Here is a 23,635-nt window from a genome sequence, read left to right as displayed (position 1 = left end):
GATGGCGGACGCCAAGGTCATTCCGTTCGACGACGACCGGTCGCGCAACGGCGCACCGCAGCGGTCGGTGCGGCGCCGCGCCGGATCGGGCCGGCGGAAACCCGTTGCCGAGTCGGCGCGTGAGATCCCGGTCGGTTCCGTGCCCGGGCAGCTGGGCGGGGAGCGGGCGGTGCCGAAGAACGCCTCGGCCGGGGGCGGTACGGGCGCGCACGGGGCGTCCGCGCGGTCGCCGCGCGGTTCCGGGGCTCCCGGCGCGGACGTCGGCTGGGACCAGCGCATCGCGGGCGGACTGGCGTTTCTGCGCCGTCGGCTCACCGGTGACTACGAGGTCGACGAGTTCGGCTACGACGAGGAACTCACCGACCAGGTGCTGATGTCGCTGCTTCGGCCGCTGTACGCGAAGTACTTCCGGGTCGAGGTCAAGGGCATCGAGAACATCCCGTCGGAGGGCGGGGCACTGGTCGTGGCCAACCACTCGGGGACGCTGCCGCTGGACGGGCTGATGATGCAGGTCGCCGTCCACGACAACCACCCGGCCGGGAGGCATCTGCGGCTGCTCGCCGCGGACCTCGTCTTCGTGCTGCCGGTGATAAACGAACTGGCGCGCAAGGCCGGGCACACACTGGCGTGCACGGAGGACGCGGAACGGCTGCTGCGGCGCGGCGAGGTCGTCGGGGTGATGCCCGAGGGCTTCAAGGGCATCGGTAAGCCCTTCGGCGAGCGCTACAAGCTCCAGCGCTTCGGGCGGGGCGGTTTCGTCTCGACGGCGCTGCGGGCGGGCGTGCCGATCGTGCCCTGCTCGATCGTCGGGGCCGAGGAGATCTATCCGATGATCGGCAACGCGAAAACACTCGCGCGGCTGCTGGGGTTCCCGTACTTCCCGATCACTCCGACGTTCCCGTGGCTCGGCCCGCTGGGTGCGGTGCCGCTGCCGACGAAGTGGACGATTCAGTTCGGGGAACCGATTCCGACGGACGGCTATCCGCCGGAGGCGGCGGAGGACCCGATGCTGATGTTCAACCTCACCGACCAGGTGCGGGAGCAGATCCAGCACACGCTGTACAAGCTGCTGGTTCAGCGGCGGTCCGTCTTCTTCTGATCGGGTCCCACGTCCGGCCACCGGTCGCCCTCCCGATCCCCGACGAAAGGGCGGGGGCGGGATACGCATGGAGCGTATCCCGCCCCCGCCCTTTGCCGTTCAGCGGCCTGGCGGGCCTACGGGCTACGGACTGTCCTCGCTGTCGAGGCCCAGGCCGGGCAGCAGCCCCGGCAACAACGGCGGGATGGTCACGTCCGGCACGGGCGCAGCCGGGTCCGGGAGCCCGCCGGACGGTGACGGGGAGGCGCTGTTCTGCGGGGGGGTGAGCAGCCCGCCCGTGTTGCCCCCGATCAACTGGTCGTCCTCCACGGCGCCCGAGCCGGACGGCTGGGGCAGGTGGTCCGCGGCCGAGCTGCCGACGGACGGCAAGGAGGGCGCCGACGGGTGCGTCTCCGAGGAGCTCGAGGAGTCCTGCGGGGACGATCCGGGCCGGCTGGATCCCTGCCGCTCCCCCTCGGGAGCGCGGGGCAACAGCGACCGGAGCGGACCGACCTCCTGGTCTATGGCGTCGAAGACCGAGCTCACCTCGTCCCCGACGTCCGTGAGCTGGGCGGGCAGCCTGTCCCGCAGCCCGTTCCACACGTCGCGGTGGCTGGTCGAGAAGGAGGACAGGGTGGCGATGGGGCCCAGCGAGCCGTCCCGCTCGTACGCCTGGTGCAGCAGCCGGTGACCCTCGGAGGCGTCATGGCGCATTCCGTTGAGCGTGCGCCTGACTTCGCTCATCGACTCCGTGTCCAGCTCGCCCGCGCGCCCGCGCTCCATGAGGCGGCGGGCCTCGTTCAGCCGGGTGGAGGCCTGGTCGAGGTAGAGCCCGCCGCGGTCCGCGTCGTCGTCGGCCATACCGAGTTTCAGATCCTCCATGCCCCGCTTCAGCCCGTAGAGGGAGTCACCGGGGAGGGCGTCCGAGCTGGCGGCCGCCACACCGCCGAGGGCGCCGGCGGCCACTCCCACGGTCAGTCCGCCGGCCGCGAGGCCCTTGGACCACCGGGAGCGCGGACGGAGTTTCCGGAGCGGGGAGGCCCGATGGGCACCGCGTCGGGAGCTCCGCTGCTCCGGAACGGTAGGGCCCCTGGACGCGGAGCCCTCCGCGAACATGGCTTCCATGGCGGCCACGAGCTGGGCTCGCTGCACCACCTTGACATCGGGATCCAACTCCGGCTTCGGCAGCTCGCCGAGGCCGTTCGCCAAGGCCAACAGCTGCCCCTGTTCGGCCCGCTCGGCCGAACTCTCGGGCTGCTCGGCCGCCGTGCCCCGGAGCGTCTGGTTCTCCAGGTCCTGGGCGAAGGCGTTCGCCCGCCGGTGCGCCGAAACGTTCGCGATCACTGGCGGCACCTCCTCTCGTCATGACGGTCGACTCCCCGGGGGGTCCGGAAGGTTGCACGACTTGAGCACATCCACACGAAAGAGTGGGTGGTTGCACGCACGACGTGACCGCAGGGAGCCTGCATTGCGCACAACGAGCGGCTCGGCAGTTGGGTTACGCGCGGAGGATGATCGGACCAGTGCGTCATCAGGTGCTCACGGATGGTGAGTTGAGGGTGGACGGGCCGGGGACGGGCGCGTGGGGGGGAGGGGGTGCCGGTGGGGCTGTGGGGGTGCGGGACGGTGCACCGCGCCTCTGGGGCTCGGCGTCAGCGGGCGTCGTCGGGCAGGAGCCGTGCCAGGGTGCGCACGGCCCGGTACTGAAGGGTCTTGATCGCGCCCTCGTTCTTGCCCATCACGCGGGCGGTCTCGGCGACGGAGAGGCCCTGGAGGAAGCGGAGGGTGACGCACTCCTGCTGCTGCGGATTGAGCTTGCGGACCGCTTCGAGCAGCGCGGCGTTGGAGAGCGACTCCAGTACCGACTCCTCGGGACTGCGCTCCACCTCGTTGGCGTCGAGCATCTCGCCGGTGGTCACTTCCAGTCGGAACCGGCTCGACTTGAAGTGGTCGGCGACCAGGTTGCGGGCGATCGTGACCAGCCAGGCGCCGAAGTCGCGGCCCTGCCAGGTGAACGTGGAGATGCGGCGCAGAGCACGGAGGAAGGTCTCACTGGTGAGGTCCTCGGCCGTCGCCTTGCCGCCCACCCGGTAGTAGATGTAGCGGTAGACGGTGTCGCTGTACTGGTCGTAGAGCCGGCCGAAGGCCTCGGCCTCGCCCGCCTGGGCGCGTTCGACCAGTTCCATCATCCGCGCGCTGTCGCTGTCGGCACTCGGCCGGCGGGCGGTGGTCGAGGTGGCGGCGTGCCGGCCGCCTCGTCTGCCGACCTCGCGCTCGCCCGATCGCGCCTCGACCGCGCCGCTGCGGGCCGGCACCTTCTCGATGCGGTCGGCCAGGGCGTAGCAGGGACCGGCAGGGCCGAGGGCGGCAGGGCTCGCGGCGAAGGCGGGGACGGCGTACGCGGTGGGGACGAAGCCGCGCAGGTGGTCGAGGACCACTGCGCGGAGCGTAGCCAGGCCCGAGGCGTCAACCCCGACGTGTGGGTACACGGGACTCCCAGAGGCAGAGCTTCCATCACGTGCTGTGCGGGACCGTTCACTCGTCGTGGCGACGCGTGGGGGTCCATGTGCGTCTGAGGAGAATAACGCTTCGTACAGGCAGTGCTACACCCAGTTGCTCAAATCATCGAATCCGTCGCTTCTGTTACGGCAGAGCAGCACAACCAGTCGCAGATTGTGATCGCTTGCTGATCGGATTACTTCGCCTTCTGCGGCGGGGCGTGATGGGTTGTGTTCGTCGGGAGGCATCGCGACTGGCGGGCGACGTGGAGGGGTACGGCCCCCGGAATGCCGGGTACCGCCTGCTGTGCGCCGTCGCAGGACATGCGGGTGCCGAGCGTTCCGGGACCGCCGCGGAGGACCGGACACGGGTGGTCGGATCCGTAACGCGGGCACTGATACGCAGAGTGGCGGTGGGGGAGCCCGGCCGGGGGTGCCGCCCGGGGGGTCAGCGCCGGCGGCGGTGCAGGGCCACGGCCGCGGCCGTACCGCCCGCGAGGGCGCCGACTCCCGCCGCGGCCGGGATGCCGACCTTCGCCGCCTTGCGGCCCGTGCGGTAGTCGCGCAGCCGCCAGTCCCGCTCACGAGCGTGCTTGCGCAGTTTCGTGTCCGGGTTGATGGCGTACGGGTGTCCCACGAGGGAGAGCATCGGGATGTCGTTGTGCGAGTCGCTGTAGGCCGCACAGCGGGCGAGGTCGAGGTTCTCGGCGCTCGCGAGGGCCCGCACCGCCTCGGCCTTGGCCGGGCCGTGCAGCGGCTCGCCGACGAGCTTGCCCGTGTAGACGCCGTCGACGGACTCGGCGACCGTGCCGAGCGCGCCGGTCAGTCCCAGTCGGCGGGCGATGATCGTCGCGGTCTCCACCGGCGCGGCGGTGACCAGCCACACCTTCTGGCCCGCGTCGAGGTGGGCCTGGGCGAGGGCGCGGGTGCCCGGCCAGATGCGGTCGGCCATGTACTCGTCGTAGATCTCCTCGCCGATCGACATCAGTTCGGAGACCCGGTGGCCCTTGACGATGGACAGTGCCGACTCGCGCACGTCCTGCATGTGCTCGGGGTCCTCGACACCCGCGATCCGGAACCACGTCTGCTGCCAGGCGAACCTCGCCAGCTCCCGGCGCTGGAAGAACTTCCGCTTGTACAGCCCGCGGCCGAAGTGGAAGATCGCGGCGCCCTGCATGACGGTGTTGTCCAGGTCGAAGAACGCGGCGGCGCTGATGTCCCCGGCCACGGGGAAGTCGGGCTCGGACGGTGCGGTGTCCGCGTCGGTCCGGGCCCGGGCGTCCGCCTCGAACTGCTGTGAGGTCTTGCGTGCTGCCTCGGCAGCGGCCTCGCCGGCGAGAACGCTCCGGGCGGTCGAGGAGCGCCTGCGGGGGGTGAGCCATCCCAGTGCGGCCATGTCGTGAGCATAGCCAGTCCGTTCGGCAGTTCCCGACTGGCCGGGATGCGAAGGCGTGAACTCTCCGCGGCCGGATTGTTAAAGGGGCCGTTCGGGCGTGTCGCGCGCGGGCGGAGAATGGGGGCATGAGTCCTCTGCTGCGGCGTAGCAAGAAGAAGGCCGGTGACCGTGTGGTGACCCTGATCGGGAAGCCCGGGTGTCATCTCTGTGACGACGCGCGGTCCGTGATCCAGCAGGTGTGCGCCGAGACGGGTGCGTCCTGGGAGGAGAAGGACATCACCCGGGACGAGGAGCTGCACCGCGCCTACTGGGAGCAGATCCCCGTGGTGCTCGTGGACGGGGAGCAGCACACGTTCTGGCGCGTGGACGCCGGCAGGCTCCGTCGCGAACTGGGGGCGTGACCGGAAAGGCGGCTACCATCGTGGGCGTTTTGTTGTGGTCTCGGGGGCGTGGCCGTAAGGAGTGTGTGTCGCTTTGCCCCCGTGGGACTCGCAACGGGTGCCGGTCGTCCGCGGTTCCGGAATGGCGCGATCGGCTCGCGTGACCCCGGTCACTTTGCACGGACAAACCGGACACCATCTTTGTGCACGTGTTCACAAAGACATAGCCTGCTCTCGACGGGGCGGTCCTGGGACGCATGGCCGCCAGCCTCGCTCATCCCGCAGGAGCACCGTGGCAACTGGCCGAACCCACCGACCGGCGACTCGCAGCCGAGGAATCCCCGAGGCCACCGTCGCCCGGCTTCCGCTGTATCTCCGCGCGCTGACCGCGCTGTCGGAGCGCTCCGTGCCGACCGTCTCCTCCGAGGAACTCGCGGCCGCCGCGGGAGTCAATTCGGCGAAGCTGCGCAAGGACTTCTCGTACCTCGGCTCCTACGGGACCCGCGGCGTCGGGTACGACGTCGAGTACCTCGTCTACCAGATCTCCCGTGAGCTCGGCCTGACCCAGGACTGGCCGGTTGTGATCGTCGGTATCGGCAACCTCGGCGCCGCGCTCGCCAACTACGGCGGCTTCGCCTCCCGTGGCTTCCGGGTGGCCGCGCTGATCGACGCCGACCCGGCGATGGCCGGCAAGCCGGTCGCCGGCATCCCCGTCCAGCACACGGACGAGCTGGAGAAGATCATCTCGGACAACGGCGTGTCCATCGGGGTCATCGCGACCCCCGCGGGCGCCGCCCAGCAGGTGTGCGAGCGGCTCGTCGCCGCCGGTGTGACGTCCATTCTCAACTTCGCCCCCACCGTGCTCTCGGTGCCGGACGGCGTGGACGTGCGCAAGGTCGACCTCTCGATCGAGCTGCAGATCCTCGCCTTCCACGAGCAGCGCAAGGCCGGCGAGGAGACCGAGGGCGAGGCCGCCGTGCCGCCCGTCGCCCCGACCGGCACTTCCGCAACGGCCGACGGCCGGAAGGGACCCGACGGGGACGTGCCCGCCGTGATGCCGGCATGAGTCTCCTGGTCGTCGGCCTCAGCCACCGCAGCGCCCCCGTCAGCGTCCTGGAGCGGGCCTCCCTCTCCGTGGACACCCAGGGCAAGCTGCTTCAGGACGCCCTTGCCGCGGAACCAGCGGCGGAGGCGGCCGTCCTCGCCACCTGCAACCGCATCGAGCTCTACGCCGACGTGGACAAGTTCCACGCCGGGGTCGCCGAGCTGTCGACCCTGCTCTCCCAGCACAGCGGCGTCGGCCTGGAGGAGCTCACCCCCTATCTGTACGTGCACTACGAGGACCGGGCCGTCCACCATCTGTTCTCGGTGGCCTGCGGGCTGGACTCGATGGTCGTCGGCGAGGGCCAGATCCTCGGTCAGATCAAGGACTCCCTGGCGCTCGGCCAGGAGCTGCACAGTGCGGGCCGGCTGCTGAACGACCTGTTCCAGCAGTCCCTGCGGGTCGGCAAGCGCGCCCACAGCGAGACCGGGATCGACCGGGCCGGGCAGTCGCTCGTCACCTTCGGACTGGAACAGCTGGCCGACGGCACCCCCACCGAGGAGTGGGCCGCGGGCAGGACCGCGCTCGTCATCGGTGCGGGCTCGATGTCCTCCCTCGCGGCGGCCACGCTGGCGCGCGCCGGGGTCGCCGAGATCGTCGTCGCGAACCGCACCCGTGAGCGAGCCGACCGGCTGGTCCGGATCCTGACCGAACCCGGCGGGACGGGCGTCCGCGCCCGGGCCGTCGACATGGTCTCGGTCGGCGACGAACTGGCAGGTGCCGACGTCGTCGTCTCCTGCACCGGCGCCACCGGGCTGGTGCTGAGGACCGAGGCGGTCGAGGCCGCGCTCGAGCGCCGTACGGGACGGCTGGCGCTGCTCGACCTCGCCATGCCCCGGGACATCGACGCCGCGGTCCACCGGCTCGACGGAGTCCGCCTCGTCGACATCGAATCGCTCGCCGAGGCGTCCGCGGACGCCCCCATGGCCGCCGACGTCGACCGGGTCCGGACCATCGTGGCCGCCGAGGTCGCCGCTTTCGGCGCCGCCCAGCGCGCCGCGCACATCACGCCCACCGTGGTCGCGCTGCGCACCATGGCCGCCGATGTCGTGGCGAGCGAGATCGCCCGGCTGGAGGGCCGGCTGCCCGACCTCGACGAGCGCCAGCGCGCCGAGGTCTCCCAGACGGTCCGACGGGTCGTCGACAAGCTCCTGCACGCGCCCACCGTGCGGATCAAGCAGCTCGCGGCCGAACCCGGCGGCGCCGGGTACGCGGACGCGCTGCGCACACTCTTCGACCTCGACCCGGAGACGGTCGCCTCCGTCAGCCGGGCCGACGTCACCGACGCCGACATCAAGAACCGAGGGCGAGTATGACCGAGAGGGCATCGGGGACCGAGCGGCCCCTGCGGCTCGGAACCAGGCGCAGCAAGCTCGCCATGGCCCAGTCCGGGCATGTGGCGGAGGCGGTGCGGCGGCTGACCGGCCGCCCCGTCGAGCTGGTGGAGATCACCACGTACGGCGACACCTCGCGCGAGCAGCTGGCGCAGATCGGCGGCACCGGTGTGTTCGTCACCGCGCTGCGCGACGCGCTGCTCGCGGGAGAGGTCGACTTCGCGGTGCACTCCCTGAAGGACCTGCCGACCACGCAGCCGGACGACCTCGCGCTGGCCGCGATCCCGCGGCGGGAGGACCCGCGCGACGTCCTGGTCGCCCGGGACGGGCTGACGCTCGGCCGGCTGCCGAGGGGCGCCAGGGTGGGCACCGGCTCGCCGCGCCGGATGGCGCAGCTCAACGCGTACGCCCGCTCGCACGGGCTGCAGATCGAGACCGTGCCGATCCGCGGGAACGTCGACACCCGCATCGGTTTCGTGCGGAACGGGGAACTGGACGCGGTGGTTCTCGCCGCGGCCGGCCTGAACCGTATCGGCCGGATCGAGGAGGCGACCGACTTCCTGCCGGTCGACGCGATCCTGCCCGCCCCCGGCCAGGGGGCCCTGGCGGTGGAGTGCCCGGCGGCCGACACCGCCCTCGCCGCCACGCTCGCCGAGCTCGACGACCCGTACACCCGGGCCGCCGTGACCGCCGAGCGGTCCCTGCTCGCCGCCCTGGAGGCCGGCTGCAGTGCGCCCGTGGGTGCGCTGGCCGACCTGCCTGCCGACGAACAGGCTGTTCATGAAATGCGCCTGCGGGGCGTCGTCGGTACCACCGACGGTTCCACGCTGGTGCAGCTGTCCATCACCGGTCCCGTGCCCACGTCGCACGACGAAGCCGTGGCACTCGGGCGTGAACTCGCCTCCGAGATGCTCGCCAAGGGCGCGGCCGGTCTTATGGGGGAGCGAGCACTTTGAGCCCCACCACCTCGAACGTCCCGGCTGGTCCCGTACACGGGCAGGTCACCTTCCTCGGCGCCGGTCCCGGCGATCCGGGCCTGCTGACGCTGCGCGCCGTCGAGGCGCTGGCGGGCGCGGACGTATTGATCGCCGAGCCGGAAGTCCTCGACGTCGTGCGCGGTCACGCGCGCGCCGGAGTGAGCACGCCTGAGCTGACGGTTGTTGACGATGCCTCAACAACCGCCGATGTCCCCGTGTTGAGGGACGCGGCCAATCTTGTCATGGAGGCCGTGCGGGGCGGCAAGCGGGTGGTCCGTGCCGTGAGCGGGGACCCCGGGCTCGACGGCGACGCGGGCGCCGAGATGCTCGCCTGCGCCGCCGAGGGCATCCCCTTCGAGGTCGTGCCGGGAGTGGCGACCGCCGTGGGCGTGCCCGCCTACGCCGGTGTGCCGCTGCGTGACGCCCAGGGCACGGACGTGCGGTTCATCGACGCCCGGACGGCGGACGCCCGCTGCTGGACCGAGGTCGGCGCCTCCGACGGCACCGTCGTCGTGTCCACGACGCTGGACGCCGTGGCGTCGGCGGCGGGAGAGCTGGTGACGGCCGGGCGCAAGCCCGACACCCCGCTGACGGTGACGGTGGCCGGTACGACGACGCGGCAGCGGACCTGGACCGCGACGCTCGGCACGATCGCCCAGGTGTTCAAGCAGGGCAAGGTGCTGCCGTCGCCCGAGGGCCACCGGCCGGTCATAGCCGTGGTCGGTGAGCGCAGCGCCGCAGCGCAGCGCGACCAGCTCGCCTGGTTCGAGTCCAAGCCGCTGTTCGGCTGGAAGGTGCTCGTACCGCGCACGAAGGAGCAGGCCGCGTCGCTCTCCGACCAGCTCAGGTCCTACGGGGCCGTGCCGCACGAGGTCCCGACGATCGCCGTCGAGCCGCCGCGCACGCCGCAGCAGATGGAGCGCGCGGTCAAGGGACTGGTGACCGGCCGCTACGAGTGGATCGCCTTCACCTCGGTCAACGCCGTGAAGGCGGTGCGGGAGAAGTTCGAGGAGTACGGGCTGGACGCCCGTGCCTTCGCCGGGATCAAGGTCGCGGCGGTGGGCGAGCAGACGGCACGGTCCCTGATCGAGTTCGGCGTCAAGCCGGATCTGGTGCCGAGCGGTGAGCAGTCGGCGGCGGGGCTGCTGGAGGACTGGCCGCCGTACGACCCGGTGTTCGACCCGATCGACCGGGTGTTCCTGCCGCGGGCCGACATCGCCACCGAGACCCTGGTGGCAGGGCTGATCGAGCTGGGCTGGGAGGTCGACGACGTCACGGCCTACCGGACCGTGCGGGCCTCCCCGCCGCCGGCGGAGACCCGGGAGGCGATCAAGGGCGGCGGTTTTGACGCAGTGCTCTTCACCTCGTCGTCCACCGTGCGGAACCTGGTCGGTATCGCCGGCAAGCCGCACAACGTGACGGTGATCGCCTGCATCGGGCCCGCGACCGCCAAGACGGCGGAGGAGCACGGGCTGCGGGTCGACGTGCTGTCGCCCGAGCCGTCGGTCCACAAGCTGGCCGAGGCGCTCGCCGAGTTCGGTGCGAGGCGCCGGGAGGCGGCACGGGAGGCCGGCGACCCGGTGACGCGGCCGAGCGAGCGTCGTCCGGGCGCACGCAGGCGCCGTACGACGTGACGTCGTAGGACATGATCGGAAGGGGTCGCGGGCTGTTCCCCGCGGCCCCTTTCCGTTCGCTCAGGACCGGATCGTGTCGGGGGCGTTCGCCGGCTTCCGCGGACAACATGTCGGCAAGAGCGGTCCCCGCACGGGCGTAGCGTGGTGGGCATGACTGTGTACGGATCCTTCCCCGGATCGCGGCCGCGACGGCTGCGGACCACCCCCGCGATGCGGCGCATGGTCGCCGAGACGAGGCTGAACCCCGCCGATCTGATCCTTCCCGCGTTCGTGCGGGAGGGCGTGAGCGAGCCCGTGCCGATCGCGGCGATGCCCGGGGTCGTGCAGCACTCACTGGACACGCTGAGGAAGGCCGCGGTCGAGGCCCGGGAGGCCGGAGTCTCCGGGATCATGCTCTTCGGCGTGCCGGAGGACGCGAAGAAGGACGCCGTCGGAACCGCGGGCACGGATCCGGGAGGCATCCTCCAGGTCGCCGTCCGAGCGGTGAAGGAGGAGGTCGGCGACGAACTGGTCGTCATGTCCGACCTCTGCCTGGACGAGTACACCGACCACGGCCACTGCGGGGTGCTCGACGCGGACGGCCGGGTCGACAACGACGCCACGCTGGAGCGCTACGCCGAGATGGCACAGGTCCAGGCGGACGCCGGCGTCCATGTCGTCGGCCCCAGCGGGATGATGGACGGCCAGGTCGGGGTGATCCGGGACGCGCTCGACACCATCGGCAAGGAGGACGTGTCGATCCTCGCGTACACGGCGAAGTACTCCTCCGCGTTCTACGGGCCGTTCCGCGAGGCGGTCGCCTCCTCCCTGACGGGAGACCGCAAGACGTACCAGCAGGACCCGGCGAACCTGCGGGAGTCCCTGCGGGAACTCGCGCTCGACCTGGAGGAGGGCGCGGACATGGTCATGGTCAAGCCCGCCGGTCCCTACCTCGACGTGCTGGCGAAGGTGGCGGGGTCCGTGGACGTGCCCGTCGCCGCGTACCAGATCAGCGGGGAGTACGCGATGGTCGAGGCCGCTGCCGAGAAGGGCTGGATCGAGCGCGACAAAGCCATCCTGGAGACCCTGACCGGCATCCGGCGCGCGGGCGCGCAGATGATCCTGACGTACTGGGCGACGGAGGTCGCACAGAAGCTCGGCCGCGCGTAGCGGCCCGGGGCCGCGTGGAGACCCGAGGGTCGCACGGCCACAGGCCGCGCGGCCGGCCGGGTGTCCTCAGTCCCACGAGAACGTCCAGACGGGGGCTCCGAGGAGACGCTGGGCATGGGACCGGAGGCCGGGGCGCGGACCCTGCCGGACACTGTCCGGGCAGAACGCGAGGTGCTCGGCCGCGAGAGCCTCGGCGTCCGCGGTCCTGGTGGGCGGCGCGGCCACGGAGAGGACCAGCCGGTCGAAGGACAGCCCGACGACCCGTATGCCGAAGCGGTCCTCCCACGACCGCAGGACCGAGCAGAGGCGGGCCACGTCCCCCTCGTGGTCGAGCGGGCCCGACCAGCCGATGGCCGCCGGTATGTCGGCGCTGCGGCGGGCGCGGACCAGAGCTGGGCGGGCGCCCTTCAGCACATCGCCGCCCGCGCCGACGGACAGCGCGTCCGCGGCCTCGGCTGCGAGCCGGTCCGGATCCTCCACCAGCGCGCCGCCGGCGGCCAGGCCGGGCCAGTCGGCGTCGGCGCCCGACTCTTCCGCCGCACCGGAGTCCCAGAACTCCGCGAGCACCTCTTCGGCGTCGTGGTCCCCCGGATACGACACCCGTTGCGGCGCCAGCTCCCACTCGTGCGGGCCACCGTCGCCGCCGATCAGCAGGGGATGCAGTCCGCCCGCCCGGCGGGCGGGGAGGAGGCGGTCCCAGGCGCCGGGAGCGGCCGGTTCGTCGCCGTACCAGAGAAGGGGCTCGTGCCAAGGCCCGTCGACGGTGGTGTCCACCAGGCGGCCGGGAGGCAGATCGAGGCCCAGGGTCCGGCCCGTGGGGTCGGTGGCCAGGGCCGGCAGAGGGTTGGGAAGCATCGCCATGGTCCGAAGGTAGAGGCCGTCACTGACAACGGAGGCCGCCGTGTGGGAACGGCGGCCTCCGCACCGGGGCCTGCGTGGTGACCGGCGTGCGGTCGGTGGGCGAGCGCGTCCGTCATGTCGCTGCGCCAGTGCGTCACGGCCGCGTCGCCGTCCTTGTACGTCCCCGCGTGGGACGCGAGTTCGGGGGGCACCGGTCGAGCCGCCGCGCCGCGCCCGGTGAAGTGCGCCGTGTGCCGCTTCGCGGTACGGCGGGCGGACCGACCCGGGCCCGGCGAACGACGGCGAGCTCGGGGCCGTCGGCACGGACGGGGAAGGGGTGGTGATCAGCCCGCGGTCGGCGCACCCTGGGAGAGGTACCGCTGTGGAGGTGATCCGTCATGCAGACTCTCGTCGGCTGGCACGTCGAGATGGAGTTCCTCGAGGAGGGCGACAAGACCAAGGCGGCCGCGATGCTCCGGCTCGCCGACGGCACGGAAGTGCGCGGTCACGGGCACGCCAGCCGCCATCCGTCCGACCCGGCCCAACTGCGGGTCGGCGAGGAGATCGCCGGCGCCCGGGCGCTCATGGACATCGCGCAGACTCTGCTCAAGAAGGCGCACGACGAGATCGAGGAGACCACGGGAAGGCCGGCACACCCGCTGAACCGCTGACGAGGTGACGCGAGGCGATCGGAGGGCGGCCCCCGGCGGTTCGACCGCCGAGGGCCGTCCGTGCCGGACGCGCCGGGTCCGGGCGCCGCGCGTCAGAGGCGCGCGGGGGTGCGGATGCCCAGCAGAGCCATGCCCTGGTGGAGCGTGCGGGCGGTCAGGTCGCACAGGAAGAGCCGGTTCTCCACCTGTGCCGGGGTGTCCGCCTTGAGGACCGGGCACTCCGAGTAGAACGTCGTGTACAGCGACGCCAGCTGGTAGAGGTACGCCGCCAGCTTGTGCGGCTCGTACGAGGACGCGGCCTCCTCGACCGTCTCGCCGAACCGGTCGATGTGCAGACCCAGCGCGCGCTCGGACGGGGTCAGCCCGATCTCCGCGTGGGCCCGCGGCGTCGCGTCCCCGGCCTTGCGCAGGATCGACTGGATACGGGCGTACGCGTACTGCAGGTACACCGACGTGTCGCCGCTGAGGGACACCATCTGGTCCAGGTCGAACTTGTAGTCCCTGGCCGCCGACGTGGAGAGGTCCGCGTACTTGACGGCGCCGATGCCGACCTGGGCGCCCCGCTCGGCGATCTCCTCCTCCGACAGGTCCTGGGCCTTCTCCCTGACCACGGCCGAGGCCCGCTCGATCGCCTCGTCCAGCAGGTCGACCAGCCGCACCGTCTCACCCTCACGGGTCTTGAAGGGCTTGCCGTCCTTGCCGAGGACCGTGCCGAACGCCAGCTGCACGGCCTTGACCTCGTCGTTCAGCCATCCCGCCCGGCGGGCGGTCTCGAAGACCATCCTGAAGTGCAGGGACTGCCGGGCGTCGACGACGTAGATCAGGCTGTCGGCGCCGAGGTTCCGCACCCGGTCCCGGATCGCGGAGAGGTCGGTGGCCGCGTAGCCGTAGCCGCCGTTGGACTTGCGCACGATCAGGGGGACGGGCTTGCCGTCCGGGCCCTTGACGTCGTCGAAGAACACGCACAGCGCGCCCTCGGAGCGCACGGCGACGCCGGATTCCTCGAGGATGCGGCAGGTCTCGTCGAGCATGTGGTTGTAGCCCGACTCGCCCACGACGTCGGGGTCGTGGATCTCCATGTCGAGCTTGTTGAAGACGGAGTAGAAGTAGATCTTCGACTCGTCGACGAACCTCTGCCAGAGGGTGAGGGTCTCCTCGTCGCCCGACTGGAGGTCCACCACGCGGCGCCTCGCGCGCTCCTTGAACTCCTCGTCGGAGTCGAAGAGGGCACGCGAGGCCTTGTACAGCCGGTTCAGGTTGGACATGGCCTCCTCGCCGGAGACGGCGGCCTCGTCCTCGTGGTCCAGCTCGTGCGGGTGCTCGATCAGGAACTGGATGAGCATGCCGAACTGGGTGCCCCAGTCGCCGATGTGGTGGCGACGTACCACCTTCTCGCCGGTGTACTCCAGGATGCGCACCATGGCGTCGCCGATCACGGCCGAGCGGAGGTGGCCGACGTGCATCTCCTTGGCCACGTTCGGCTGCGCGTAGTCGATCACTGTGGTGCCCGCCGCGTCGGCGAACGGCACGCCGAGGCGGTCGTCCGCCGCGCGGGCGGCGAGCGTCCCGGTGATCGCCTCGTCGGAGACCGTGATGTTCAGGAACCCGGGGCCCGAGACCTCGATCTCCCGCAGCACGTCGTCGGCCGGGAGGGACTCGACGACCTTGGCCGCGAGCTCACGCGGATTGCCCTTGAGCCTCTTGGCGAGCGCCAGGATGCCGTTGGCCTGGAAGTCGGCCCGGTCGCTGCGTCGCAACAGCGGATCCGCGGAGCCGGCCTCCGGCAGGGCTGCCGAGAGGGCGTCCGCGAGGCGCTGCTGCACGGTCGAAGCGAGGGAAGGGACCGAGGCCATGAGCTTCCGTTTCCTGTGAGTGGGGCGTCGTGGGTCGAGTCGCGTGGGGCGTCGTGGGTCGCCGGGGTGTGATCAGGGCTGCTGTTTCGGTAGTCAAGTGTCCCACGGGGGAGCAACCCGTTTCTCCCACGGCCCCGGACCTGTGGACGAAGCGACGCCCGTGGACGGCGGGCGGTCCTCGGGCCGAACGGCGCCGCCCTGTGGACAACCGACGGGCGCCGTGTTCCGTCTGGGAGAATGGCAGACGCCAGCTTCGACAGACTCAAGCAATCAAGGACGTGCCGATCGTGGCTCAGAGCAGCACCGAGACCGACTGGGTCTCCCGTTTCGCGGACGATGTCATCGCCGAGTCGGAACGGCGTGCGCCCGGGAAACCGGTCGTGGTTGCGTCTGGCCTGTCGCCGTCCGGGCCCATCCATCTGGGCAATCTGCGTGAGGTCATGACCCCGCACCTGGTCGCGGACGAGATCCGCCGCCGCGGCCACGAGGTGCGGCACGTGATCTCCTGGGACGACTACGACCGCTACCGCAAGGTGCCGGCCGGCGTGGAGGGAGTCGACGACACCTGGGCCGAGCACATCGGCAAGCCGCTGACCTCGGTGCCCGCGCCCGCCGGCTCGCCGTACCCGAACTGGGCGGAGCACTTCAAGGCCGCGATGGTCGAGTCGCTCGCCGAGCTCCGCGTCGAGTTCGACCCGGTCAGCCAGACCGAGCAGTACACCTCGGGTGCCTACCGCGAGCAGATCCTGCACGCCATGAAGCACCGTGCCCGGATCGACGGCATCCTCGACCAGTACCGGACGAAGGCCAAGGTCCAGGCGAAGAAGCAGCAGAAGCCGGTCGACGAGGCCGAGCTGGAGGCCGCCGAGGGCTCGGGCGCGGCGTCCGAGGACGACGGCAGCGGCGGCTCCGCGGGCTACTTCCCGTACAAGCCCTACTGCGGCAACTGCGAGAAGGACCTGACGACCGTCACGGAGTACATCGACGCCACCACGGAGCTGACGTACTCCTGCACGGCGTGCGGCTTTTCGGAGACGGTCCGGCTGAGCGAGTTCAACCGCGGCAAGCTGGTCTGGAAGGTCGACTGGCCGATGCGCTGGGCCTACGAGGGCGTGATCTTCGAGCCGAGCGGGGTCGACCACTCGTCTCCGGGGTCGTCGTTCGTCGTCGGCGGTCAGATCGTCCGCGAGGTCTTCGACGGCGTCCAGCCGATCGGCCCGATGTACGCCTTCGTGGGCATCTCCGGCATGGCCAAGATGTCGTCGTCGCGCGGTGGTGTGCCGACGCCGGCGGACGCGCTGAAGATCATGGAGGCGCCCCTGCTGCGCTGGCTGTACGCCCGCCGCAGGCCCAACCAGTCCTTCAAGATCGCCTTCGACCAGGAGATCCAGCGGCTCTACGACGAGTGGGACAAGCTGGAGTCCAAGGTCGCGGAGGGCACCGCGCTCCCGGCCGACGCCGCCGCCCACGCCCGCGCGGCCCGCACCGCCGCGGGTGAGCTGCGGCGCACGCCCCGCCCGCTGCCGTACCGCACACTCGCCTCGGTCGTCGACATCACCGCCGGCCACGACGAGCAGACGCTGCGCATCCTCAGCGAGCTGGACCCGGCGAACCCGCTGTCCTCGCTCGACGAGGCCCGTCCCCGGCTGGACCGCGCGGAGAACTGGATCACGACCCAGGTCCCGGCCGACGCCCGCACCGTCGTGCGTTCCGAGCCGGACGCGGAGCTGCTCGGCTCGCTCGACGGCGAGGCGCGAGAGTCGCTGCGCCTGCTGCTGGAGGGGTTGGACACCCACTGGTCGCTGGACGGGCTGACGACCCTCGTCTACGGAGTGCCGAAGGTGATGGCGGGCCTGGAGCCGGACGCCAAGCCGACGCCTGAGCTGAAGACCGCCCAGCGTTCCTTCTTCGCGCTGCTCTACCGGCTGCTGGTGAGCCGCGAGACAGGCCCGCGCCTCCCGACGCTGCTCCTGGCCGTCGGGGCCGACCGGGTGCGCAAGCTGTTGGCGGCCTGACCGACCGCGGCCCGGAGGGCTCCGGCGGCCGGACGGAAGAAGGGCTCCCTCCCGGGCGGGAGCCCTTCGGCGTCGCTGCGGCATGCGGACTCGACCGACCGGCCGTGTCGCCCGGGACCACCGGTCCACGGTGTCGCCTCGGTGCGCCGGCTCACACTGCGTACCCGGCCGGCCTCCAGGGCCGTCCGGTCACAGCACTAGGCGATGTGGTCTTCCATCAGCTCGTTGTTGAAGCGGGTCGTGAACCGGTCCATGTACTGGTTCAGCTCACGGGGCTGGAGGTGCAGCCCGTACGCGGCCTCGACGTTGGACGCGAAGGCGCCGGGCGTCGGCATGCCCTCGCCCTCTATCGAGCGCCGGAACACCTGGTACAGGTTCTCGTCCGAAGGCAGGGCGTCCTGGACGCCCTCACCCAACGGCCTTATGCCACCCGCTCCGTTCGGCACCGGGAACGTCGGCTCCGCCGCCTGGGCCCGGACAGGTTCGGGCTCCGAGACCTGCGGCTGCGCCACCGGTTCCGGCTCCCCCGGCTGTGTCAGCGGGACGGGTCCGGTCTCGGCCGCGCGCGGCTGCGGCACCGGGATGCGCTGCGGCTGCTCGTCGTACCAGGCCCGGTGGTCCGGCCCCGGGGCGTACGTGGCAGGCTCGTAGTCCGGGTCGTAGTCGCCGAGGTACTGCACATGCTGCGGAGTGGCGAACCACTGGCTCGGCTGCTCCTCGGCGGCCACCACCGGCTCCTGCGCCCGGGCGGGACCGGTGGGTTCCAGCTCCGGTGCCGCGGGCTGCGGCGGCAGCAGCATCGGCTCGATGCCGGCCGAGGCCAGCCCCGCCGGCGCGGTCTCCGCCAGGGGCACCCCGTACTTCGCCAGCCGCAGCGGCATCAGCGCCTCGACCGGGGCCTTGCGGCGCCACGCCCGCCCGAAGCGGGCCTGCAGCCGGGCCTGGTAGATCAGCCGGTCCTGCTCCAGCTTGATGACCTGCTCGTAACTGCGCAGCTCCCACAGCTTCATCCGCCGCCACAGCCGGAACGTCGGCACCGGGGAGAGCAGCCAGCGGGTGAGGCGTACGCCCTCCATGTGCTTGTCCGCGGTGATGTCCGCGATCCTGCCCACCGCGTGGCGGGCGGCCTCGACGGACACCACGAACAGGACGGGGATGACGGCGTGCATGCCGACGCCGAGGGGGTCGGGCCAGGCGGCCGCGCCGTTGAAGGCGATCGTCGCCGCGGTGAGCAGCCAGGCCGTCTGGCGCAGCAGGGGGAAGGGGATGCGGATCCAGGTCAGCAGGAGGTCGAGCGCGAGCAGTACGCAGATGCCCGCGTCGATGCCGATGGGGAAGACCAGGGAGAACTGGCCGAAGCCCTTCTTCTCGGCGAGCTCGCGCACGGCGGCGTACGACCCGGCGAAACCGATCGCGGCGATGATCACCGCACCGGCGACCACCACGCCGATGAGTATGCGGTGGGTGCGTGTCAGCTGCATCGCGGCCACCCGCGATCCCCTCCCTCTTCTGTTCATGGCGCCCGTGGCGCGGCCCAAGCCTGGCACATGAATCCGGAGTCCGGCTCTCCGGGGAGGGCCGGACTCCGGACGGATGCCGGGCCGCCCGGGCCGATCAGCAGAGCGTGCGGGGTGTGGTCACCATGCCGGGTGAGGAGGCACGGCGGCCGCCGGCCCCCGTCACTGCACCTGGTTGGCCTTGGCGACGGAGGAGACGGCCTCCTTGGCCGCGGTCACCGCGTCCTTCATGAGCTGCGACGGGTCCGGGTTCTTGGCACCGGCGAAGCCCGTACCGTTGTAGCCGACGGTCACCACGACATTGCCCGTGCGGGCCACGATCGTTGCGTATTTGAAGTCCTCGCCGGACTTGGTGAGGCCGTAGCTGATCGCGGTGGCCTCCTCGCCGACGCCCGAAGCGGGCGAGGAGTTGACGCTCTTGGCCTTCTCCGTGGCCCGGACCGCGGCGACTTCCTTCTTGTAGGCGTCGCCGGCGCGGTCCTCGCCGCTGCCGATGCCCGACTCGGACTCGAAGCGCTGGAACGACACGTCGAGCCAGCGGTAGTTCGAGCCCTTGACGCCCTTGTCCTCCAGACCGTTCCAGGAGCAGCTGCCGCGGGCGCCCGTGTCGTTGGAGGTGCCGGCCGTGCCGGACTTGTTCTTCACCTTCGGCACCAGCTCCTCGACCGTCTTGGAGGTCAGTGCCTTGCAGGGCTGGGGAAGCTTGGCGAACTTCGCCGGTACCACTGCCGGCGGCGACTGCTCGCCGCCGGGGGAGGAGGTCTCGGACGAGGTGGACGAGCCGCCGTCCGAGACCGAGTCCTTGCTGTCGGAGTCCGACGAGCAGCCGGCGACGACGAGCATCACCGGGACGGCGGCGCAGGCGAGTATGCGGGTGAGTCGCGGGGCTGATCGGTGCATGGTTCCTTCAGTCGGTTGTCGTACGGTCCTCCGGAGTGCCGGACGCGGGTCCGGGTCCTCCGGGCGGACGGTCCGGTGTTCCCGGGCGGCCACGGTACGCCGACACGGTACGACGGCGGGTCGCCCGACGGGATCGGGCGGTGGAACCGCCGGGTGGCGCGGGCGGCCCGGCGGTCGCGCTACTCGTTGAACCGCTCGGCCAGCTTCCGGGCCAGTCCCCGGGCCTTTTCCTGCAGTTCCTTGCTGTCCGGGATCTCCGTCACACGCGTGGGCTGCTCGCCGTACTCGACGGTCACGATCACGTTGGATGTGCGGAACACCACGCTCACCGTGCGGTGCCGGGCGGTGGAACCGGCCCGGGTGAGGACGTCGTCGAGGAACGCGGCGTCGCCGAGGCCGTCGAGTACGCGCGGTTCCAGGCCCTCGGGCGGGGCCGGGGAGCCGGAGGCGGTGCCTGCGGACGGTGTGGGGGTGCCCGAGGGGGACTCGGCGCCGGCGGCGGGGGAACCCGTCACGGGGGCACCGGTGCCGCCGTGGCCGCCTGCGGCGGGCGTGGGCAGCTGAGCCGCGTCCTGTTTCCTCGTGTACACCTCGACGGCGCGCTGGTCGTCGCTGACGTCCTGGGCGTAGGACACCACGCGCTCGACGTCGACGCGGAGGTTGTGCGAGGCGTCCGGAGAGTCGGCCTTCCAGCTGCAGCCGACTCGGCGGTCCGTGTCGTAGGTGACGGCCGCCGTACCGCGGAAGACCTTCTCCTGCTGCTCCTCGGGCAGCTCGGCAGCGCCGGGCAGCAGATCCCTGAGCATCGAGCGCTCGACGGCGCCGCAGGGCTCGTAGAGGGTGCGGTACTTGCCGGGCGCAGCGACGGGACCGGCGGTCTCGCCGGCCTTGGCCTCGGTGGTGGCGCCGCCGTCGGTGGTTCCGCCGGTACAGCCGGTGACGAGCGCCGCGAGAAGCGCCGCAACGCCGGGTACGAACCCCTTTCGCCGCACGTTCCCAGGCTCCCTTCTCTGCCGTCCTGCGCTTCCGGCCCGGTCGGGTAGCGCACTGGCTCCCGGCCCCGGCCGTGGCCGCCCGCGGCGAAAACGTGTTGCCGCCCGAGGCGTGCCGGTGGACACAATGTGTATCGCACGCGCAGCTGTGAACGCCGGTTCGATATCCCTTTTCTTGAGCTTGGCGCCGGTTTTGCGTTATCGGGGTTTTCGGGGGAATCGAGGAAGTATGTCGTATGTAGAGGTGTCCGGCGCCAAGGTCCCGATCCGGATGTGGACGGACCCGGCCACGGTCGAGGACGGCGCGATGCAGCAGCTGCGGAACGTCGCCACGCTGCCCTGGATCAAGGGGCTCGCCGTGATGCCGGACGTGCACTACGGCAAGGGTGCGACGGTCGGCTCGGTCATCGCGATGCACGGAGCGGTCTGCCCGGCGGCCGTCGGCGTCGACATCGGCTGCGGGATGTCGGCCGTGAAGACCTCGCTCACCGCGAACGACCTGCCCGGCGATCTGTCCCGGCTCCGGTCCGGGATCGAGAGCGCGATCCCGGTCGGGCGCGGTATGCACGACGATCCGGTCGACCCCGGGCGGGTGTACGGATTCCCGTCCACGGGGTTCGACGACTTCTGGTCCCGGTTCGACGCTGTCGCCGACCCGGTGAAGTTCCGCCGGGAGCGTGCGGCCAAGCAGATGGGGACGCTCGGCTCCGGGAACCACTTCATCGAGTTCTGCCTGGACGAGGGCGGTTCCGTCTGGCTGATGCTGCACTCCGGCTCGCGGAACATCGGCAAGGAACTCGCCGACCACCACATCGGCGAGGCCCAGAAACTGCCGCACAACCAGGGCCTGGTCGACCGTGATCTCGCGGTGTTCGTCTCGGACACCCCGCAGATGGCGGCCTACCGCAACGACCTCTTCTGGGCGCAGGAGTACGCCAAGTACAACCGCGCGATCATGATGGGGCTGTTCCAGGAGGTCGTCCGCAGGGAGTTCAGAAAGGCGAGGGTCACGTTCGAACCGGTCATCTCCTGCCACCACAACTACGTGGCGGAGGAGCGGTACGAGGGCATGGACCTGCTCGTCACCCGGAAGGGCGCGATCCGTGCCGCTTCGGGCGACTTCGGGATCATCCCCGGCTCGATGGGCACGGGCTCCTACATCGTGAAGGGCCTCGGGAACGAGAAGTCGTTCAACTCGGCTTCGCACGGTGCCGGTCGCCGGATGAGCCGCAACGCGGCCAAGCGGCGTTTCTCGACCAGGGACCTGGAGGAGCAGACGCGCGGAGTGGAGTGCAGGAAGGACTCCGGGGTCGTGGACGAGATCCCGGGCGCGTACAAGCCCATCGAGAAGGTGATCGACCAGCAGCGGGACCTCGTGGAGGTCGTCGCCAAGCTGAAGCAGGTCATCTGTGTCAAGGGCTGACCGCTCTCACCTCACGCCCGGCTGAGGGCCCCGGCTCCAGGCGGGCTCAGCAGTCCGGGCCCCATCCGCCGAGGGCGGCCGGTGCCCCGGTGGCCGGCGCGCCGTGGACTCGGCGTGCGACGGGGCCGCTCGGGCCGGCGACTGCCCGGGGCGTGTGACGTCTGCCGGCTCCGCGGGGCTCAGGGGAGTGCGCCGGCCAGTCCTCCGCCGCCGGTGGCGATGCCGCCGCTCGGCCTGGGAGCGGAGAACGGGGGCGTGGTCGGGCGGCACGTCGTTCCGGCCGGAGGGAGGGTGCCCTCGATGAAGTACCGGCTTTCGTGCGCCTGCACACAGGCGCTGGGATTGACCAGCGCGGTGTGTCCGTACCCTTCGTGGGTGAGCAGACGGGCGTTGGCCAGCTCGTCGGCCATGGCACGCGCGTCAGCGTAGGGGGTCGAGGGGTCGTAGGTGGTGCCGACCACCAGGACGGGGTGCGCCGTCCTCCTGTTCCACGGGCCGCGGTAGCGGTTCGCGGCGAACGAAGGCCAGGTGGCACACCCCTCGGCCGCCCAGGTCCAGAAGCGTCCGGCGTCGCCCGCGCGGCGGGCGGCGGTCTCTTCCAGCGAGTGGTAGACCCCGGGGTCACGCGGATTGGGGCTGTCGCCGCAGAACACCGCGGCGGCCTGTTCCTCGCCGAGGTACGGGTCCGGGTGCGGGACCGGTGGCGCGGGCGGGAGCGGGGTCGGTTGTGGAACGCGGCCCTGCCACAGGTCCTGGAGTCTGCGGGCGAGGTCCGTCCAGCCGGGCTGGACGACGTAGAGCCCGCTCACGACGTCGCCGACCGTGCGGCCGTAGGTCCACGGGCCCACCGGACGTTCCCGGAGCCTCTCCAGAAGCCGGTCGAGCTTGCCGCGGGTCGCCTGCGGACTCCCCGCGGAGAAGGCGCAGTGGGAGACGGTGGTGGACCCGCACAGGGTGAGGAACCTGTCCAGGGTCGAGGCGGCGCTGCGGTCCGATCCCATGCGCAGGAACGTCGTGAGCCGGGCGTTGTCGGAGGCGTCGTTCGTCCACGCCCGCGGGTCGATGTTGCTGTCGAGGGTCATCGCGCGGACCTTGCCGGGGAAGAGATTGGCGTAGGTGGCGCCGAGGATCGTCCCGTAGGAGATACCGAGGTAGGTGAGCCGTGCGTCGCCGACGGCCTCGCGGAGCAGGTCGAGGTCGTGAGCGGTGTCGGCGGTCGACACATGGCGCAGCAGCTCGGGGTCGCGTTGCCGGCAGCGGAGGGACAGGTCCCTGTACGCGGCTGTCCACTCCGCCCGCTCCTGTTCGCCGACCGGGAAGCCGGCCGGTTTGCCCGCGGCCCAGGCGTCCGCCTCCTCGCGGCTGCCGAAGCACTTCACCGCGGTGCTGCTGCCGATTCCCCGGGGGTCCCAGCTGACGATGTCGAACCGCTCCCGCACCTCCCGTGGGAAGGCCGCGTAGTTCTGCGGCATCTGAACCGTGCCGGGCCCACCGGGGCCGCCGGGGTTGAAGAACAGGGTGCCGATGCGGCGGCCCGGGTCGGTGGCCCTCCGTCTGATGACGGCCAGCTCGATGGTGCGGCCACCCGGCTTCGCGTGGTCGAGCGGCACCCTCGCCGTCGCGCAGTCGAACGGACTGCCCGGGACGCAGGTGTCCCAGTCCAGCTTCGGGGCGGGCACCGACGGCGGGGGCGCGCCGTCGGCCGGAGTGAGGTCCGGCCCGATGAACAGCGTCGAGCAGAACACCGTCGCGGCAAGGGCCGCCGCATGATGCCGACGGCCCGCTCCATGTCCGGGTATGTGCATGGTCCGCCCTTCCTCGAGCACGCCTGGGCGCCCGATGCCCCCAGGCGATGGAGGCCGGTGCGCGACCGTTT

General features: G+C 71.4%; 19 protein-coding genes. 10 read left to right on the top strand and 9 right to left on the bottom strand.

Features of this window, described 5'->3' with window-relative positions; all coding sequences use genetic code 11:
- Nucleotide 1: 1 nt before the first annotated feature.
- Nucleotides 2-1,099, top strand: a complete 1,098-nt coding sequence (locus O7595_RS13950; RefSeq protein WP_269729015.1) for a lysophospholipid acyltransferase family protein — start codon at nt 2-4, stop codon at nt 1,097-1,099.
- Between the two features lie 123 nt (nt 1,100-1,222).
- On the opposite strand, the gene O7595_RS13945 is transcribed toward O7595_RS13950, so the two are convergent.
- From O7595_RS13945 to O7595_RS13935, 3 genes are all read right to left on the bottom strand, one after another.
- Nucleotides 1,223-2,422: a DUF5667 domain-containing protein gene (locus O7595_RS13945; protein ID WP_269729014.1), complete on the bottom strand. Its 1,200-nt coding sequence runs from the start codon at nt 2,420-2,422 to the stop codon at nt 1,223-1,225.
- Nucleotides 2,423-2,730: 308 nt separating this feature from the next.
- Nucleotides 2,731-3,567, bottom strand: coding sequence for an ECF subfamily RNA polymerase sigma factor, BldN family (locus O7595_RS13940; protein ID WP_269729013.1), 837 nt, complete (start codon nt 3,565-3,567; stop codon nt 2,731-2,733).
- A gap of 457 nt (nt 3,568-4,024) precedes the next feature.
- On the bottom strand, nt 4,025-4,972 hold the full coding sequence (locus O7595_RS13935; protein ID WP_269729012.1) for an HAD family hydrolase: 948 nt from the start codon (nt 4,970-4,972) through the stop codon (nt 4,025-4,027).
- 125 nt (nt 4,973-5,097) lie between these two features.
- Here O7595_RS13935 and O7595_RS13930 point away from each other — a divergent pair, with 125 nt between their 5' ends.
- The 6 genes from O7595_RS13930 to hemB all read left to right on the top strand — a co-directional run bounded on the left by O7595_RS13930 (nt 5,098) and on the right by hemB (nt 11,548).
- Nucleotides 5,098-5,373 (top strand): glutaredoxin family protein, encoded by a 276-nt coding sequence (locus tag O7595_RS13930; protein ID WP_269729011.1) that lies wholly within the window; start codon nt 5,098-5,100, stop codon nt 5,371-5,373.
- A 271-nt stretch (nt 5,374-5,644) separates the two neighbouring features.
- Complete coding sequence (locus O7595_RS13925) at nt 5,645-6,418, top strand: redox-sensing transcriptional repressor Rex (RefSeq protein ID WP_269729010.1); 774 nt, start codon at nt 5,645-5,647, stop codon at nt 6,416-6,418.
- Nucleotides 6,415-7,770, top strand: a complete 1,356-nt coding sequence (locus O7595_RS13920; RefSeq protein WP_269729009.1) for a glutamyl-tRNA reductase — start codon at nt 6,415-6,417, stop codon at nt 7,768-7,770. The genes O7595_RS13925 and O7595_RS13920 overlap by 4 nt, the downstream gene beginning before the upstream one ends.
- Entirely contained in the window at nt 7,767-8,744 is a 978-nt protein-coding gene (gene hemC, locus O7595_RS13915) for a hydroxymethylbilane synthase (RefSeq protein WP_269729008.1), read from the top strand. The genes O7595_RS13920 and hemC overlap by 4 nt, the downstream gene beginning before the upstream one ends.
- The gene (locus tag O7595_RS13910; protein WP_269729007.1) at nt 8,741-10,399 is read left to right on the top strand and encodes a bifunctional uroporphyrinogen-III C-methyltransferase/uroporphyrinogen-III synthase; all 1,659 of its coding nucleotides are present in this window, start codon (nt 8,741-8,743) and stop codon (nt 10,397-10,399) included. The genes hemC and O7595_RS13910 overlap by 4 nt, the downstream gene beginning before the upstream one ends.
- 150 nt (nt 10,400-10,549) lie before the next feature.
- Nucleotides 10,550-11,548 (top strand): porphobilinogen synthase, encoded by a 999-nt coding sequence (hemB, locus tag O7595_RS13905; protein ID WP_269729006.1) that lies wholly within the window; start codon nt 10,550-10,552, stop codon nt 11,546-11,548.
- A 66-nt stretch (nt 11,549-11,614) separates the two neighbouring features.
- Here the strand turns inward: hemB and O7595_RS13900 are convergent, their stop codons facing one another.
- Nucleotides 11,615-12,409 (bottom strand): DUF4253 domain-containing protein, encoded by a 795-nt coding sequence (locus O7595_RS13900; RefSeq protein ID WP_269729005.1) that lies wholly within the window; start codon nt 12,407-12,409, stop codon nt 11,615-11,617.
- Between the two features lie 377 nt (nt 12,410-12,786).
- Here O7595_RS13900 and O7595_RS13895 point away from each other — a divergent pair, with 377 nt between their 5' ends.
- Entirely contained in the window at nt 12,787-13,059 is a 273-nt protein-coding gene (locus O7595_RS13895) for a DUF1876 domain-containing protein (protein WP_269729004.1), read from the top strand.
- A gap of 92 nt (nt 13,060-13,151) precedes the next feature.
- Here the strand turns inward: O7595_RS13895 and argS are convergent, their stop codons facing one another.
- Nucleotides 13,152-14,912, bottom strand: coding sequence for an arginine--tRNA ligase (argS, locus tag O7595_RS13890; protein WP_269729003.1), 1,761 nt, complete (start codon nt 14,910-14,912; stop codon nt 13,152-13,154).
- Nucleotides 14,913-15,190: 278 nt separating this feature from the next.
- Here argS and lysS point away from each other — a divergent pair, with 278 nt between their 5' ends.
- A complete protein-coding gene (gene lysS, locus O7595_RS13885) occupies nt 15,191-16,927 on the top strand; it encodes a lysine--tRNA ligase (RefSeq protein WP_269729002.1) in 1,737 nt (578 codons plus the stop codon).
- A gap of 197 nt (nt 16,928-17,124) precedes the next feature.
- On the opposite strand, the gene O7595_RS13880 is transcribed toward lysS, so the two are convergent.
- From O7595_RS13880 to O7595_RS13870, 3 genes are all read right to left on the bottom strand, one after another.
- Entirely contained in the window at nt 17,125-18,408 is a 1,284-nt protein-coding gene (locus O7595_RS13880) for a DUF2637 domain-containing protein (RefSeq protein WP_269729001.1), read from the bottom strand.
- A gap of 198 nt (nt 18,409-18,606) precedes the next feature.
- Nucleotides 18,607-19,344, bottom strand: a complete 738-nt coding sequence (locus O7595_RS13875) for a DUF3558 domain-containing protein (RefSeq protein WP_269729000.1) — start codon at nt 19,342-19,344, stop codon at nt 18,607-18,609.
- A 179-nt stretch (nt 19,345-19,523) separates the two neighbouring features.
- Nucleotides 19,524-20,336, bottom strand: a complete 813-nt coding sequence (locus O7595_RS13870) for a DUF3558 domain-containing protein (RefSeq protein WP_269728999.1) — start codon at nt 20,334-20,336, stop codon at nt 19,524-19,526.
- A 229-nt stretch (nt 20,337-20,565) separates the two neighbouring features.
- Between O7595_RS13870 and O7595_RS13865 the strand changes: the two genes are divergently transcribed.
- On the top strand, nt 20,566-21,759 hold the full coding sequence (locus O7595_RS13865; protein WP_269728998.1) for an RtcB family protein: 1,194 nt from the start codon (nt 20,566-20,568) through the stop codon (nt 21,757-21,759).
- 179 nt (nt 21,760-21,938) lie between these two features.
- On the opposite strand, the gene O7595_RS13860 is transcribed toward O7595_RS13865, so the two are convergent.
- A complete protein-coding gene (locus O7595_RS13860) occupies nt 21,939-23,564 on the bottom strand; it encodes an alpha/beta hydrolase (protein WP_269728997.1) in 1,626 nt (541 codons plus the stop codon).
- Between the last annotated feature and the right edge of the window lie 71 nt (nt 23,565-23,635).

The sequence above is a fragment of the Streptomyces sp. WMMC940 genome, from assembly GCF_027460265.1.
Classification (GTDB): Bacteria; Actinomycetota; Actinomycetes; order Streptomycetales; family Streptomycetaceae; genus Streptomyces.
Note: the sequence above shows the minus strand (reverse complement) of the source record. Positions and strands in the feature narration are given on the sequence as shown.